At 42.1% G+C, this 1535-nt stretch carries 1 protein-coding gene; it reads right to left on the bottom strand.

Going from position 1 to position 1535, the window contains the following annotated elements; translation table 11 throughout:
• The coding region (locus AN214_RS21665; RefSeq protein ID WP_152960845.1) for an AMP-binding protein at positions 1–1535 on the bottom strand (1535 nt) is incomplete at both ends.

Below are 1535 nucleotides of genomic sequence, written 5' to 3'. Positions count from 1 at the left end.
CTAGCATGACTCACATAGTGACTTAATCCTCGCTGCGCTACCGACACCCCTTTCGGCTCACCTGTCGACCCTGAGGTATACAACACATAAACTTCGTCTTCGGTATCTATAGTCACACCTGGGTTGCACGAACTATATTTGCTTAACCAAGTTTCTTGTTCAGCATTATCAACCATAACTAGTTCAACACCAGATACAGGTATGTTTTGCAACTCATTGGAACAGGCTAAAATAACATATAGATTCGCATCTTCCGCGATATAGGTAAGCCTTTCTTGCGGAAGGCTTGGCTCCATCGCCACATAACTCGCTCCCGTTTTCATTACCGCTAGCACTGCAATTAGTAGATCAGCTGTTCGAGGTAGCGCCACACCAATTCGATCAGAGCCCGACACGCCATGCTCAATTAAGTAATTAGCTAAGCGATTAGCTTTCTCGTTTAACGCTTTATAATTAAGCTCAACCTTTCCACACCTCAGTGCTAATTGTTCTGGGACCAAATCAACTTCGAGCTCAAACTGCTTAATCACCGGCACTTGGTTATATGTTTTTGCCGTACTATTTCTTGTCACTATGAGTTCATGAGACTCAGCTTCGCTGTTAAAACTAGATGATAAATGTCGCACAGACGGCTCATCTATCAGTGCACCATATACATGCCCATAGTAACTCGCTAGATTTTCAATAAAAGAATCGGAATAATAACCCGCATCATAGCTGAGTGCTAAATTAAGTTGATCAGCTTGGGTATCTCTCGATACATCAATTTGTAAAGGGAAGTTGGTTTGTTCATAGCCTGCCATATCAAGAAGCTCAATGTCTTGCTCGCTAGCACTTGTTCTGACTGATTCCAGCGCATGGAAGTGCGTGTAGTTAAAAGAAATTTCTTCGTAGTCGGAACCCATCAATTTTTGAATATTTGCCAGAGGAAGCCTTCGGTACTCTATGGCTTTACTGTAAACGCGATTGATGTCTTCGATCAGTTGTAGCCAGCTTCCATCATTAAGCTCAACACACATTGGAATCGAGTTTAAATATAAGCCTAGACTTTGTTCTGCCCCATCAGATTCTGGCCTACCATTGACAGTGATACATGAAACCGCTTTTGTTAAACCACTAAATAATGAAAGCACCTTAAGGTGTCCGGCCAGTAAAACGGATTGCAACGGTACGCCCAATGACTTGGCCAGCTCAACTAAACCAGAGGATTTTTCAGCAAAGCCAGGTAATTTGAAGTGCTTTAAGTTGCCCGTCCTTTTCTTAGACATGTCCTGAGTAAGCTGTCTGGTTGGCGCATTCTCCAACATTTGTAAGAAAAAGCGCTTTGCATCAACATCTTTTATCGCTTGCCTTTCTAAATAAACAAATTCACTAAAGGTGACATCAACAGCTAGTTCTGGTACTAACTCGTTTTTCAATAACAAGGTATAATAACGATAGAGTTCTGTAGTAAGACTTACCCGGCTCCAACCGTCTAAAATAGAGTGGTGGAAGCTAATGATGAATTCAAAGCTCTCATCACTGCGCAAGAAGAT

The sequence above is a fragment of the Pseudoalteromonas sp. P1-9 genome (assembly GCF_001399975.1).
Taxonomy (GTDB): domain Bacteria; phylum Pseudomonadota; class Gammaproteobacteria; order Enterobacterales; family Alteromonadaceae; genus Pseudoalteromonas.
This window is presented reverse-complemented; position numbering and strand designations above follow the sequence as displayed.